The 12,674-nt window shown below is 36.2% G+C and carries 15 protein-coding genes and 1 other annotated feature; all 15 genes read left to right on the forward strand.

From position 1 onward, the window contains the following. Positions 1-20 precede the first annotated feature (20 nt). The 15 genes from spoIIGA (at position 21) to pyrR (ending at position 12,655) form a co-directional block, all read left to right on the forward strand. The gene (spoIIGA, locus tag VF726_RS11095; RefSeq protein ID WP_440168011.1) at positions 21-938 is read left to right on the forward strand and encodes a sigma-E processing peptidase SpoIIGA; all 918 of its coding nucleotides are present in this window, start codon (positions 21-23) and stop codon (positions 936-938) included. 19 nt (positions 939-957) lie between these two features. Then, the gene (sigE, locus tag VF726_RS11100; RefSeq protein ID WP_000976948.1) at positions 958-1,677 is read left to right on the forward strand and encodes an RNA polymerase sporulation sigma factor SigE; all 720 of its coding nucleotides are present in this window, start codon (positions 958-960) and stop codon (positions 1,675-1,677) included. Between the two features lie 157 nt (positions 1,678-1,834). Further along, positions 1,835-2,614, forward strand: a complete 780-nt coding sequence (gene sigG, locus VF726_RS11105; RefSeq protein ID WP_000197753.1) for an RNA polymerase sporulation sigma factor SigG — start codon at positions 1,835-1,837, stop codon at positions 2,612-2,614. 166 nt (positions 2,615-2,780) lie between these two features. Beyond that, positions 2,781-3,065 carry a YlmC/YmxH family sporulation protein gene (locus tag VF726_RS11110; RefSeq protein ID WP_440168014.1) on the forward strand — a complete coding sequence of 95 codons (285 nt, stop codon included), beginning with the start codon at positions 2,781-2,783 and terminating at the stop codon, positions 3,063-3,065. Positions 3,066-3,185: 120 nt separating this feature from the next. Further along, the gene (gene pgeF, locus VF726_RS11115) at positions 3,186-4,004 is read left to right on the forward strand and encodes a peptidoglycan editing factor PgeF (protein ID WP_440168016.1); all 819 of its coding nucleotides are present in this window, start codon (positions 3,186-3,188) and stop codon (positions 4,002-4,004) included. Then, positions 4,001-4,675, forward strand: coding sequence for a YggS family pyridoxal phosphate-dependent enzyme (locus VF726_RS11120; RefSeq protein WP_440168018.1), 675 nt, complete (start codon positions 4,001-4,003; stop codon positions 4,673-4,675). The genes pgeF and VF726_RS11120 overlap by 4 nt, the downstream gene beginning before the upstream one ends. A gap of 19 nt (positions 4,676-4,694) precedes the next feature. Next, a complete protein-coding gene (locus VF726_RS11125; RefSeq protein ID WP_000119136.1) occupies positions 4,695-5,165 on the forward strand; it encodes a cell division protein SepF in 471 nt (156 codons plus the stop codon). A gap of 6 nt (positions 5,166-5,171) precedes the next feature. Beyond that, positions 5,172-5,435, forward strand: coding sequence for a YggT family protein (locus tag VF726_RS11130; RefSeq protein WP_048530595.1), 264 nt, complete (start codon positions 5,172-5,174; stop codon positions 5,433-5,435). A gap of 15 nt (positions 5,436-5,450) precedes the next feature. Next, a complete protein-coding gene (locus VF726_RS11135; RefSeq protein ID WP_440168021.1) occupies positions 5,451-6,218 on the forward strand; it encodes an RNA-binding protein in 768 nt (255 codons plus the stop codon). Positions 6,219-6,307: 89 nt separating this feature from the next. Continuing rightward, positions 6,308-6,814 (forward strand): septum site-determining protein DivIVA, encoded by a 507-nt coding sequence (gene divIVA / locus VF726_RS11140; protein ID WP_001131611.1) that lies wholly within the window; start codon positions 6,308-6,310, stop codon positions 6,812-6,814. A 51-nt stretch (positions 6,815-6,865) separates the two neighbouring features. After that, positions 6,866-7,090 (forward strand) — a binding site (T-box leader). 71 nt (positions 7,091-7,161) lie between these two features. Beyond that, complete coding sequence (ileS2, locus tag VF726_RS11145) at positions 7,162-9,927, forward strand: isoleucine--tRNA ligase (RefSeq protein WP_440168023.1); 2,766 nt, start codon at positions 7,162-7,164, stop codon at positions 9,925-9,927. Between the two features lie 156 nt (positions 9,928-10,083). Next, the gene (locus VF726_RS11150; protein ID WP_001004659.1) at positions 10,084-10,413 is read left to right on the forward strand and encodes a molecular chaperone DnaK; all 330 of its coding nucleotides are present in this window, start codon (positions 10,084-10,086) and stop codon (positions 10,411-10,413) included. Between the two features lie 124 nt (positions 10,414-10,537). Further along, positions 10,538-10,996 carry a lipoprotein signal peptidase LspA gene (gene lspA, locus VF726_RS11155; RefSeq protein WP_001980603.1) on the forward strand — a complete coding sequence of 153 codons (459 nt, stop codon included), beginning with the start codon at positions 10,538-10,540 and terminating at the stop codon, positions 10,994-10,996. 4 nt (positions 10,997-11,000) lie between these two features. After that, entirely contained in the window at positions 11,001-11,909 is a 909-nt protein-coding gene (locus VF726_RS11160) for an RluA family pseudouridine synthase (RefSeq protein WP_001980601.1), read from the forward strand. 203 nt (positions 11,910-12,112) lie between these two features. Further along, positions 12,113-12,655, forward strand: coding sequence for a bifunctional pyrimidine operon transcriptional regulator/uracil phosphoribosyltransferase (gene pyrR / locus VF726_RS11165; RefSeq protein ID WP_001156490.1), 543 nt, complete (start codon positions 12,113-12,115; stop codon positions 12,653-12,655). Positions 12,656-12,674 lie beyond the last annotated feature (19 nt).

Raw genomic sequence — 12,674 nt, forward strand, 5'->3', positions numbered from 1 at the left:
TAAAAAAAGAGGTGAATTGTTTGGTTGTTTACGCCGACGTTGTTTGGTTGTTAAACGCCTGCATTGATTTTCTTTTACTTTTATTAACAGCCACCGTGTTAAAAAAGAAGATCAAAAGATGGAGGCTTGTGTTAGGGGCATTTATAGGTTCAACCATTGTTATTTTTGCCTTTACTCCTTTTGCTTCTATGATGACACATCCGATTATGAAACTACTGTATTCGTTACTTATTGTGTATACAGCATTTGGATTTACAACGTTTAGAAATTATGCACAAACTGTTTTTACTTTTTATTTTGTAACTTTTATGGTTGGCGGAGGGTTAATTGGCACTCATTTCTTTTTGCAAACGAATGAAATGGTAAATGGATTGGTTCAATCTCAATCTATTTCTTACGGTGATCCAATTAGCTGGTTGTTTGTTGTTTTTGGTTTTCCAGTAATCTATTATTTTTCTAAAAAGCGTATTGAAAGCGTAGAGGTTACAAAAATACACTATGATCAAATTGTGAAATTGAAAATTCAATTAGCTGAAGAGGAACTAGAACTCACAGGTTTGATTGATAGTGGGAACCAACTATACGATCCGTTAACAAAAACCCCCGTTATGATTATGCATATTTCATCATTAGAACATTGCTTGCCAGCTTGGTTAACAGAACAAGTTTATTCCAAAACAGAGATTCCTCAAATACCAGAAAATGATTCTGGGTGGGCGACAAAATTACGCTTAATTCCTTTCCGAGCAGTAGGAGTAGAGAGTCAATTTTTATGGGCCGTTAAGCCAGACAGTGTACACATTAATCATGAAGGTAGTTCTATTGTAGTCAGCAAAGTATTGATTGGGTTAAATACACAACAGTTGTCAACCAATGGAGAATATCAATGTATTGTGCATCCGAAAATGTTAATTTCGCAAAAAATGGTAATTGCTTAATAATGGGAGGCGGGATAATATGATGAAATTAAAATTTTATTTAGTATACCTTTGGTATAAAGTATTGCTGAAATTAGGAATTAAGACCGATGAAATTTATTACATTGGTGGAAGTGAAGCGTTGCCACCACCGTTAACGAAAGAGGAAGAGGAAGTTCTTTTAAATAAATTGCCAAAAGGAGACCAGGCAGCAAGATCGTTACTGATTGAACGCAACTTACGGCTAGTCGTATATATAGCAAGAAAGTTTGAAAATACAGGGATAAATATTGAAGATTTGATTAGTATTGGAACAATCGGCCTTATTAAAGCGGTGAATACATTTAATCCGGAAAAGAAAATAAAATTAGCAACATATGCCTCGCGTTGTATAGAAAATGAAATTTTAATGCATTTGCGCCGGAATAATAAAAATCGTTCAGAAGTTTCTTTTGATGAACCGCTTAACATCGATTGGGATGGGAATGAACTTTTATTATCAGATGTATTAGGTACAGACGATGATATTATTACAAAAGATTTAGAGGCTACTGTTGATCGTCATCTTCTAATGAAAGCATTACATCAATTAAATGATCGTGAAAAACAAATTATGGAACTTCGCTTTGGGTTAGCTGGAGGAGAGGAAAAGACGCAGAAAGATGTGGCGGATATGCTTGGGATTTCACAGTCATACATTTCGCGTTTAGAAAAAAGAATCATAAAAAGATTACGAAAAGAATTTAATAAAATGGTGTAAAGAATAAGATCAGCCTATATAACGGCTGGTCTTATTTTATTTAGTTGTATGAGGAGAGGCAACTGAAATGAAAAATGAAGAAAAAACCATGTGCATAAAATCCCCTTCAAAGGAAATACTTTACACTGTACAGCAACTCCCGATAGGAGGGAACACTTTGACGAGAAACAAAGTAGAAATTTGCGGTGTTGATACAGCTAAACTTCCCGTACTAAAAAATGATGAAATGCGTAAATTATTTCGTGAAATGCAAAGTGGAGAGATAAGCGCAAGAGAGAAATTAGTGAATGGAAACTTACGTCTTGTACTGAGCGTCATCCAAAGATTTAATAACAGAGGAGAATATGTTGACGATTTATTTCAAGTTGGTTGTATCGGACTTATGAAATCCATTGATAACTTTGATTTAGGCCAAAATGTAAAATTTTCAACGTATGCTGTGCCGATGATTATTGGGGAAATACGCAGATATTTGCGTGATAACAATCCGATTCGCGTATCTCGCTCATTACGAGATATTGCGTATAAAGCGTTACAAGTAAGAGAAAAGTTGATTGCAGAAAATTCAAAAGAACCAACAGCGATGGATATTGCAAAAGTACTTGAAGTAACTCATGAAGAAATTGTTTTCGCGTTAGATGCAATTCAAGATCCAGTTTCATTATTTGAGCCGATTTATAACGATGGGGGAGATCCTATCTTTGTTATGGATCAGTTAAGTGATGAAAAACAAAAGGACGAGCAGTGGGTTGAAGAGTTAGCGCTAAAAGAAGGAATGAAGCGTTTAAATGATCGTGAGAAAATGATTATTCGAAAACGTTTCTTCCAAGGAAAAACACAAATGGAAGTTGCAGAAGAAATTGGGATTTCTCAAGCGCAAGTGTCACGTTTAGAGAAATCAGCTATTAAACAAATGAATAAGACGATTCAAGGATAAGGTTTCACCATTTATGGTGAAACCTTTTTATATGTAACATAGTTTGTTTGTGCTCATAGTAGGGAAAGGGTGTTCATATAATGAAAATAATATGGGGTTGGCAAGAGGGTACTTCCTGTTAATTTAAGAAATAGCTTTTTTCAATTCGTCACATATAAGGGAGAGGATGAAAGTGATACGAATTTCGGAATTGCAGATGAAAGATATAATAAATGTTTCAAATGGAAAACGACTTGGGAATATTGGAGATATTGAAATTGATATGAATACAGGGAAGATCGGGTCTATTATTATTTCCAAACAGGCACGTATGTTAGGGATCTTTGGGAAAGATGTAGAAATTGTAATTCCTTGGAAAGAAATTGTGAAAATTGGGGAAGATGTCATACTTGTTAGAGTAAATACTGTTAATTCTGTAACAGAATCAATACAAACACCGACAATTTCATAAAGAATATTACAAATTCCTCTTTTTTTTCTGTTAGGATTATGAAAAAATAAAAGTATGGTAAAATAGACAGGAAGTACCATGCTTTTTTATGATATTTTAATTAAAAGGGGTCGCTTTGTTATGAGAGAACCATTTAAATATGTGGACGGTATACTGTATTTACAAGCTTGGAAAGAACTTGGAAACATTACTGCTGGATTTACGACAAAAGATGGTGGGATAAGTACGGGCTCCTTTCATGCGATGAATTTAGGATTACATGTGAATGATATCGTGGAGAACGTTCATGAAAACAGACGCATTTTAGCAAATAAGTTACAAAAACCATTAGAAAACTGGATTTGCTCTGAACAAATTCATGATCATCATGTTGAAAAAGTAGGACAACAAGAAAAAGGAAGTGGCGTCTATTCATATGAAGACGGCATTTCAAAAACAGATGGCATTTATACGACTAATAATGATGTTCTTCTAACATCTTGTTACGCAGATTGTGTTCCACTCTATTTTTATGCGCCATCACATGGTATGATAGGACTTGCGCATGCGGGATGGAAAGGGACTGTAAAAGAGATTGCAAAGGAAATGATTCAAAAATGGAATGCAGAAGGCATTTCAAGCGATGAAATTCATGTTGCAATCGGACCAGCAATTGGATCTTGTTGTTACGTTGTTGATGATCGAGTGTTAACAGCAGCAGAGCAAGTAGTAAAAGGTTCTGTCCCTTATAAAAAAATTTCTGATGGGCAGTACGCAATTAATTTAAAAGAAATTAATCGTATATTATGTGTACAAACAGGCATAAAAGAAGAGAATATTGTAATGTCATCTCTTTGTACAAGCTGTGAAGAGCAACTATTTTTCTCACATCGCCGTGATCAAGGTAAGACAGGAAGAATGTTGAGTTTCATAGGTTTTAAGGAGGAAGAAAGCAAGTGACAGTACAAAAAAATTTAACAACTGTAAACGAAGTAATTAAGCAATCTTGTGCACGAGCGGGACGTTCGGTGCAAGATATTAAACTCGTTGCGGTTACAAAAACGGTAGGAACTGAAAAAACAAGCGAAGTAATTGAAGCTGGAATTATCGATTTAGGTGAAAATAGAAATGAAGGTTTCATACAGAAATATGAGCATTTTGGCTCAAAAGTTAATTGGCATTTTATTGGCTCATTACAAACGAGAAAAGTAAAAGAAATCATTAATGAAATTGATTATTTACATTCATTAGATCGTCTTTCTTTGGCGAAAGAAATTCAAAAACGTGCCGATAAGAAAGTGAAATGCTTTCTTCAAGTGAAAACCTCACCTGAAGAATCGAAGCAAGGGTTGGCAATAGAAGAGACGATATCTTTTATTCAAAGTTTGCAAGAACTGGATAAGATTGAAGTGGTCGGACTAATGACGATGGCGCCATTTACGGAAGAAGAGGAAGAGGTTCGTCGCTGCTTTAAAAAATTACGTGTGCTACAAACAGAGGTGCAGGGGCTAGGATTGTCATATGCACCATGTAAGGAGTTATCAATGGGGATGTCCAATGACTACACGATTGCAATTGAAGAAGGCGCTACATATATTCGTTTGGGGACGATTTTAGTAGGAAAAGCGTAAAAGGAAGGAGAATCTTATTATGAGTTGGTCAAAAGTAAAATACTTCTTTTTTGATACACCAGAAGAAAAAGAAGCAGCTCAATATAGTTATGAAAAGGAGCAAACAGACATGAAGAAGCAGCAAGATCCGCCAGAACAACAAGATGTTACGTTTCCAAAAGCACAACCGAAACAAAATGTTGTGAGCATTGAAACGGCAAAGCAATCTTCAAAAGTTGTTTTATTAGAACCACGCACATATTCGGAAGCGCAAGGAATTGCGGACCATTTAAAAGGTAGACGAGCTGTTGTAATTAATTTACAACGGATGTCTACTGATCAAGCTGTACGTATCGTTGACTTTTTAAGTGGTACTGTATACGCTATAGGCGGGGACATTCAAAAAATAGGACCGAAAACATTTATGTGTACGCCTGAAAATGTAGATATTGTTGGTGCAATTTCAGAGTTGTTCGGTGAAGAAGAAGACACAAATATAAAGAGGTGGTAATACGCCATGGAAACAGTTTTAAGGCTTTTAGTTTATGCTATCGAGATTTACTCGTGGGCACTTATTATTTACATTCTCCTATCATGGTTCCCAGGTGCAAAGGAATCAACTTTCGGAGATGTTCTTGCGCGTATTTGTGAACCGTATTTAGAACCATTTCGCAGATTTATTCCGCCGCTTGGTATGATTGATATCTCTCCACTCGTTGCGATTTTCACGTTAAAGCTTGCTACGAAGGGTTTAGTAAGTATATTCGCCTATTTCTTATAGTAAGAGGTTAAATACATGAGCATCTATGAACATTTCAGACCTGATGAAGAGGTCTTTGTGGATAAGGTGTTAGAGTGGAAGCGAGTAGCGGAGTACCATCAAGTGAAGTTAACAGACTTCCTTGATCCAAGACAACAACAAATTGTCACTATGGTAATCGGACAAGGGGATGTTGCTGTACAGTTTGATGGTGCAACGCCTCATGCAGAGCGTAAAAGAGCACTCATTTATCCGGACTATCTAGTAGTAAATGAAGAGGAATTTCAAGTAGAAGTATTTGAAATTGACTATCCTTCTAAGTTTTATACGCTAGAGCATAGGCAAATATTAGGTACATTTATGTCTCTCGGTTTAACGAGAGAAAAATGTGGTGATATTTTGCTTCAAGAAGATCGTGCCCAAATTGTAGTTGCGAAAGAAGTTGTATCTTATATTGAGATGAACTTACAATCGATAGGGAAAGTGAAGGTTTCCTTATCACCAGTGCAAGGAGAAAAAATTCTACAGATGCAAGAAACGTGGGGAGAGAAATCTGGAACGGTTTCTTCGCTTCGTTTAGATGTTATATTAGCAGAAATGTTACATATATCCAGACAAAAAGTACAACCTTTCATAAAAAATGGTTTAGTAAAAGTCAATTGGAAAACAGTGGAGCAAACCTCTTATGAATGTTATCCAGGAGATGTTTTTTCAGTGAGAGGATATGGACGAAGTAAATTGTTTTCTGTAGAAGGTAGAACAAAGCGCGACAAATGGAGAATTTTGTATGGTATACTAAAATGATTGGTTTTTTAGAAGGAAATCCTCCTATTTTGTCGAAGAAAAGATATAATTGAAAGAGGAAATTTAGATAACTACTTGGAGGTGGCGTTGTGCCGTTAACACCATTAGACATTCATAACAAAGAATTTGGTCGCGGATTCCGTGGCTATGATGAAGATCAAGTAAATGAGTTTCTTGATCAAATTATCAAAGATTATGAATTAGTCATTCGTGAGAAAAAAGCTTTAGAAGAAAAAGTTGCGCAATTAGAAGGGAAATTAGATCATTTCTCTAATATTGAAGATACGTTAAACAAATCTATCGTCGTTGCTCAAGAAGCAGCGGAAGAAGTAAAACGTAATGCGCAAAAAGAAGCAAAATTAATCGTACGTGAAGCTGAAAAGAATGCAGACCGTATTATTAATGAAGCGTTAGTAAAATCAAGAAAAGTTGCTTTTGATATTGAGGAGCTAAAGAAACAAGCGAAAGTATTCCGCACGCGTTTCCGTATGTTACTAGAAACGCAGCTTGAAATGTTAAACAACGATGATTGGGATAAATTAATTGAGTTAGAAGACGAAGTAGACGAGCTGTTGAAAAAAGAAGAAACAGTGTAAGCTTGACGTTTTTCTCATTATTACATATAATTTTAAACAACATATTTATTAAGAAAAACGAAGATAGGGATAAGTACCTTTTTCATACCTTATATAGCGAACTGAGGATGGTGTAAGCTCAGGATAAGGAGATAATGGGAATATCACCCTGGAGTTCCGCGCTGAACAAATAGAGTAAGCGTAGGCGTATATTCGCGTTAAGAATATAAAGAGGATTGTATACATACGTATAGGATCTACTAGGGTGGTACCGCGGGAGACTTTCTCGTCCCTTTTTGGGATGAGAAGGTCTCTTTTTTATTCCGTTTTTTAAGTGTTTCTTTTATACATGTAAGGAGGAATTGAGCATGGAGTACAAAAATACATTACTAATGCCAAAAACAGAGTTCCCAATGCGTGGGAATTTACCAAAACGTGAGCCTGCAATGCAAGAACAGTGGGCTGAAATGAATATTTATGAAAAGGTACAAGAACATACGAAAGGTCGTCCTTTATTTGTACTGCATGATGGACCTCCATATGCGAATGGTGACATTCATATGGGACATGCATTAAATAAAGTGTTAAAAGACTTTATTGTACGTTATAAATCAATGACTGGTTACTGTGCACCATATGTGCCAGGTTGGGATACACACGGTTTACCAATTGAGCAAGCTTTAACAAATAAAGGTGTAAAGCGTAAAGAAATGACAGTTGCTGAGTTCCGTAAGTTATGTGCAGAGTATGCATATGAACAAGTAGAACGTCAACGTGAACAATTTAAGCGTTTAGGTGTACGTGCTGATTGGGATAACCCATACATTACTTTAGAGCCAGCTTATGAAGCACAACAAATTAAAGTGTTTGGTGATATGGCGAAAAAAGGTTATATCTATAAAGGACAAAAACCAGTTTACTGGTCTCCAACGAGTGAATCAGCTTTAGCAGAAGCTGAAATTGAATATCAAGATAAAAAATCAGCATCTATTTACGTAGCATTCCCTGTAAAAGACGGAAAGAACGTATTAGAAGGTGATGAGAAATTCATTATCTGGACAACAACACCTTGGACGTTACCTGCAAACTTAGGTATTTCTGTTCACCCAGAACTTGATTACGCTATTGTAAAAGTAAATAATGAAAAATATATTATTGCTTCTGAACTATTTGAGACAGTTGCAAAAACGTTAGAGTGGGAAAATGCTGAAGTTGTGAAAACAGTAAAAGGTAGCGAACTTGAGTATACAGTTGCAAAACACCCATTCTACGATCGTGATTCATTAGTTATGCTAGGAGATCACGTAACAACAGATGCAGGTACAGGTTGTGTTCATACAGCACCAGGACATGGGGAAGATGACTTCGTTGTTGGTAAAAAGTATGGATTAGAAGTACTTTGCCCAGTTGATGATAAAGGTGTATTAACAAATGAAGCACCTGGATTTGAAGGCTTATTCTATGATAAAGCTAACAAGCCAATTACAGAAAAATTAGAAGAAGTAGGCGCGTTACTGAAATTAACATTCATTACGCATTCATACCCACATGATTGGAGAACGAAAAAACCAATTATTTTCCGTGCGACAGCACAGTGGTTCGCATCTATTGAAGCGTTCCGTAAAGAATTATTAGAAGCTGTTGCGGAAACAAAATGGGTACCAGCATGGGGTGAGACTCGTCTTCATAATATGGTTCGTGACCGTGGTGACTGGTGTATTTCTCGTCAGCGTGCATGGGGTGTGCCAATCCCTGTATTCTATGCAGAGAATGGCGATCCAATCATTACAGATGAAACAATTAACCACGTAGCAGACTTATTCCGTGAGCACGGTTCTAACGTATGGTTCGAGCGTGAAGCGAAAGATCTATTACCAGAAGGATTTACACATACAGGTAGCCCAAATGGAGAATTCCGTAAAGAAACAGATATCATGGATGTATGGTTCGACTCAGGTTCTTCTCACCAAGCGGTATTAGAAGAGCGCAATGATTTACAACGTCCAGCTGATTTATATTTAGAAGGATCTGACCAATATCGTGGTTGGTTTAACTCTTCATTATCAACAGCAGTTGCTGTAACAGGTAAAGCTCCATATAAAGGCGTACTAAGCCATGGTTTCGTATTAGATGGTGAAGGACGTAAAATGAGTAAGTCGATTGGAAACATCGTCGTACCGAAGAAAATTATGGATCAATTAGGCGGAGATATTTTACGTTTATGGGTATCTTCTGTTGACTATCAATCTGACGTGCGTATTTCAGATGATATTTTAAAACAAGTAGCAGAAGTGTATCGTAAAATCCGTAACACATTCCGTTTCTTATTAGGAAACTTAGACGACTTTAAGCCAAGTGAAAATACAGTAGCTGTAGCTGAACTTCGTGAAGTAGATCGTTACATGTTAGTGAAATTAAATGACTTAATTACAAAAGTAAAAGAAGCATATGAGACATACGACTTCGCTGCTGTATATCATGCAATTCATAACTTCTGTACAATTGATTTAAGTTCATTCTACTTAGATTTTGCAAAAGACATTTTATACATTGAAGGTGCAAACCATGAAGATCGTCGTGCAATTCAAACTGTATTATATGATGTTCTTGTTGCGTTGACGAAACTTGTAACACCAATCTTACCGCATACAGCGGATGAAGTATGGCCATACATTCCAGGTGTAACAGAAGAAAGTGTACAATTAACTGATATGCCAGAAGCTGTACAATTAGATGATGCGGAAGCATTAAAAACCAAATGGGATGCATTTATGACATTGCGTGATGACGTATTAAAAGCGTTAGAAGTAGCTCGTAATGAGAAAGTAATCGGTAAGTCATTAAATGCAAGCATTACATTATATCCAACTGCAGAAATGAAAGCTATGTTAGAGTCTATTAATGAAGACTTAAAGCAACTATTCATCGTTTCTGAGTACAAACTTGGTGGCATGATGGAAGAAGCGCCAGCAGATGCACCGAAATATGAGCATACAGCAGTTGTTGTTGCTCAAGCAACTGGTGAAACATGTGAACGTTGTTGGGTAGTTTCAGAAACAATTGGTAAAGATGCTGAACATGAAACATTATGTGAGCGTTGTGCAACAGTTGTTAAAGAAAACTACGTAAAATAATAAAAAACTGACTGTGCGTAAGTGCAGTCAGTTTTTTTATTGACGATATATTGAAATAACTTTCACCCTCTTTCCTATGAAGGAAAAATGTGTGTGAGGTAAGCATAGAAATTTCGGACACACTAATCGTACATTGCAGCTGGGAGGAATGTACACGTGAATGAAATGTATATGGAAATCAAAGAAGAATTGCAATTGATGCGAAAAGAGTTACAAGAGAGGCTAGCTAAAGAGGTCATGCACAAATATGATACAGAGTTTAGCGAAGAGCTTGGATATGAAATTAAGGAAGAGATAAAGAAAAAACTGTTATTACATGATATAAAAGAGGATTTAAAAGATGTAGAACGTGCATTATTCAAAATGGAAATAGATATGTATGGTATTTGTGAAGAAACGGGGAGAGTAATTTCGGTAAAACAAATGAAGACGATGCCGACTGCCCGTACTATACATGAATTTTTCTATGAAAAAGTAAATGTATGAATGTGCACAACGATATTATATTACCTTTTTTTAATTTATTTTATTCTTCTATAAAGGTTCATTGTGAAAAGGTTGCAGCTATGCTAAAATTTTGAGGTACACTGTCTTTGTGGGGGAAATGAAAATGATATATTATGTAATAGCGTTATTTGTCATTGCCATCGATCAAATATCGAAATGGCTAATTGTAAAGAACATGGAATTGGGTACGAGCATTCCGATTATCGATAATGTATTATACATAACATCACATCGAAATAGAGGAGCTGCCTGGGGCATTTTAGAAAATAAAATGTGGTTTTTCTACATTATTACAGTTGTCTTTGTAGTATTTATCGTAATGTATATGAAAAAATACGCAAAAACAGACAAGCTTCTAGGAATTTCATTGGGTCTAATTTTAGGTGGAGCAATTGGTAACTTTATTGATCGTGTATTTAGACAAGAAGTAGTGGATTTCATTCACGTGTATATTTTTTCGTACAACTACCCAGTATTCAATATAGCTGATTCAGCATTATGTATTGGTGTTGTATTAATTATTATTCAAACATTATTAGAAGGCAAGAAAACGAAGGAGTAATTGAATGAGTGAAGTAGTACAAGTAACAGTTGCAGAAGAACAAAAAAGTGAGCGAATTGATAAATTCGTTGCAGAAATAAACGGTGAATGGTCACGTTCACAAGTACAGCAATGGATTAAAGATGATGTTGTAACAGTTAATGGGAAATCGGTAAAAGTAAATTATAAAGTTAAAGAAAATGATGAAATTACAGTAACGATTCCTGATCCGGAAGAGTTAGATATTCAAGCAGAAGATATGAACTTAGAAATTTATTATGAAGATGCAGATGTACTCGTTGTTAATAAGCCGCGTGGTATGGTTGTACATCCAGCACCAGGTCATACAAGTGGTACGCTTGTGAACGGTCTTATGCACCACTGTACAGACTTATCAGGCATTAACGGTGTAATGCGTCCAGGTATCGTGCATCGTATTGATAAAGATACATCAGGTCTATTAATGGTAGCTAAAAATGATATGGCACACGAATCACTTGTAAATCAACTTGTAGCAAAAACAGTAACAAGACGTTACAAAGCGATTGTACACGGTGTTATTCCGCACGATAAGGGAACAATTGATGCTCCGATTGCTCGTGATAAGAAAGAACGCCAAAGTATGACGGTTGATGAAAATGGTAAGCATGCTGTTACGCATTTCCAAGTGTTAGAGCGATTCAAAGATTTCACACTTGTAGAATGTCGCTTAGAAACAGGACGTACACACCAAATTCGTGTTCATATGAAATATATTGGCTATCCACTTGCAGGAGATCCAAAGTATGGACCAAAGAAAACATTAGACATGAATGGACAAGCACTTCACGCAGGTATTTTAGGATTCGACCATCCTCGCACGGGTGAGTATATTCAGTTTGAGGCACCGATTCCAGAAGTGTTTGAAGATGCATTAAATATTTTACGGAAATAGTATTGACAAATCATAAGAAAACTGAGATACTGACAACAGTTAAATAATGATCCTTTAACACAACCCCGTGAGGTTGAGAAGGTAACGGTTTGAAATACATAGGGTATGCTGTACCCTTTTTTCAAAAGTCCTCTCGCACACGCTGAGAGGACTTTTTTTATACCATTACTCTCACGCAAGAAAAAAGCTTGGAGGTGTAGAGCATGCAAGAGAAAGCAGTCGTTTTAGATGACCAAATGATTCGCCGCGCTTTAACACGAATTAGTCATGAAATCGTGGAACGAAATAAAGGTGTCGATAATTGTGTTCTTGTCGGAATTAAAACGCGTGGAATTTTTATTGCACAACGTTTGGCAGAACGAATTGGTCAAATTGAAGGAAAAGAAATGGAAGTTGGAGAGCTAGATATTACGTTATATCGTGATGATCTAACACTACAATCGAAAAATGAAGAACCACTTGTGAAAGGTTCTGATATCCCTGTAGATATTACGAAGAAAAAAGTTATCCTTGTAGATGATGTATTATATACAGGAAGAACAGTTCGAGCAGCAATGGATGCTCTTATGGATTTAGGTAGACCATCACAAATCCAACTGGCGGTTCTTGTTGATAGAGGTCATCGTGAACTACCAATTCGCGCTGATTATGTAGGAAAGAACATTCCAACATCAAGTGAAGAGCGTATCGAAGTTGATTTGCAAGAGACAGATCAACAAGATCGAGTAAGCATATACGATAAGTAAAGCCCTTTTAAATGTAGTC

The organism is Bacillus sp. Brlt_9, assembly GCF_051948935.1.
In the GTDB taxonomy this organism is placed as follows: Bacteria; Bacillota; Bacilli; order Bacillales; family Bacillaceae_G; genus Bacillus_A.

What these genes read in the sequence shown, in the direction of transcription:
- ileS2 (WP_440168023.1), top strand. Translation starts at nt 7,162, where the DNA reads ATGGAGTACAAAAATACATTACTAATGCCAAAAACAGAGTTCCCAATG.
- pyrR (WP_001156490.1), top strand. Translation starts at nt 12,113, where the DNA reads ATGCAAGAGAAAGCAGTCGTTTTAGATGACCAAATGATTCGCCGCGCT.
- VF726_RS11160 (WP_001980601.1), top strand. Translation starts at nt 11,001, where the DNA reads ATGAGTGAAGTAGTACAAGTAACAGTTGCAGAAGAACAAAAAAGTGAG.
- VF726_RS11130 (WP_048530595.1), top strand. Translation starts at nt 5,172, where the DNA reads ATGGAAACAGTTTTAAGGCTTTTAGTTTATGCTATCGAGATTTACTCG.
- VF726_RS11125 (WP_000119136.1), top strand. Translation starts at nt 4,695, where the DNA reads ATGAGTTGGTCAAAAGTAAAATACTTCTTTTTTGATACACCAGAAGAA.
- pgeF (WP_440168016.1), top strand. Translation starts at nt 3,186, where the DNA reads ATGAGAGAACCATTTAAATATGTGGACGGTATACTGTATTTACAAGCT.
- sigE (WP_000976948.1), top strand. Translation starts at nt 958, where the DNA reads ATGATGAAATTAAAATTTTATTTAGTATACCTTTGGTATAAAGTATTG.
- lspA (WP_001980603.1), top strand. Translation starts at nt 10,538, where the DNA reads ATGATATATTATGTAATAGCGTTATTTGTCATTGCCATCGATCAAATA.
- VF726_RS11110 (WP_440168014.1), top strand. Translation starts at nt 2,781, where the DNA reads ATGAAAGTGATACGAATTTCGGAATTGCAGATGAAAGATATAATAAAT.
- VF726_RS11135 (WP_440168021.1), top strand. Translation starts at nt 5,451, where the DNA reads ATGAGCATCTATGAACATTTCAGACCTGATGAAGAGGTCTTTGTGGAT.